The 616-nt window shown below is 53.4% G+C and carries 7 tRNA genes; all 7 read left to right on the top strand.

What is annotated here, in order from left to right:
- The first annotated feature begins 1 nt into the window (after position 1).
- The 7 genes from ACTSEZ_RS21340 to ACTSEZ_RS21310 all read left to right on the top strand — a co-directional run bounded on the left by ACTSEZ_RS21340 (position 2) and on the right by ACTSEZ_RS21310 (position 616).
- Positions 2-77 (top strand) — tRNA-Lys (locus ACTSEZ_RS21340).
- A 14-nt stretch (positions 78-91) separates the two neighbouring features.
- Positions 92-172: transfer RNA gene (locus ACTSEZ_RS21335), tRNA-Leu, on the top strand.
- Between the two features lie 7 nt (positions 173-179).
- A tRNA-Gly gene (locus ACTSEZ_RS21330) sits at positions 180-251 on the top strand.
- Between the two features lie 10 nt (positions 252-261).
- Positions 262-350, top strand: a tRNA-Leu gene (locus ACTSEZ_RS21325).
- Between the two features lie 15 nt (positions 351-365).
- Positions 366-442, top strand: a tRNA-Arg gene (locus ACTSEZ_RS21320).
- 5 nt (positions 443-447) lie between these two features.
- Positions 448-524: transfer RNA gene (locus ACTSEZ_RS21315), tRNA-Pro, on the top strand.
- 16 nt (positions 525-540) lie between these two features.
- Positions 541-616: transfer RNA gene (locus ACTSEZ_RS21310), tRNA-Ala, on the top strand.

Here is a 616-nt window from a genome sequence, read left to right as displayed (position 1 = left end):
TGTGCCATTAGCTCAGTCGGTAGAGCATCTGACTTTTAATCAGAGGGTCGAAGGTTCGAGTCCTTCATGGCACACCATTTTTCCTTAATATGCGGGTGTGGCGGAATTGGCAGACGCGCTAGACTTAGGATCTAGTGTCTTTGACGTGGGGGTTCGAGTCCCTTCACCCGCATCATATTGCGGAAGTAGTTCAGTGGTAGAACACCACCTTGCCAAGGTGGGGGTCGCGGGTTCGAATCCCGTCTTCCGCTCTTTAAATAAGCCGGGGTGGCGGAACTGGCAGACGCACAGGACTTAAAATCCTGCGGTAGGTGACTACCGTACCGGTTCGATTCCGGTCCTCGGCACCACACATATTTTTATATGCGCCCGTAGCTCAATTGGATAGAGCGTTTGACTACGGATCAAAAGGTTATGGGTTCGACTCCTATCGGGCGCGCCATATTACGGGAAGTAGCTCAGCTTGGTAGAGCACTTGGTTTGGGACCAAGGGGTCGCAGGTTCGAATCCTGTCTTCCCGACCATTTCCATTTTTTATTAGGGGCCTTAGCTCAGCTGGGAGAGCGCCTGCCTTGCACGCAGGAGGTCAGCGGTTCGATCCCGCTAGGCTCCACCA

Origin of the sequence: Metabacillus mesotrionivorans, from assembly GCF_052171315.1 — a bacterium.
Lineage (GTDB): Bacteria > Bacillota > Bacilli > Bacillales > Bacillaceae > Bacillus_P.
The sequence above is the reverse complement of the archived record's forward strand: the minus strand, read 5'-3'. Positions and strand labels throughout refer to the sequence as shown.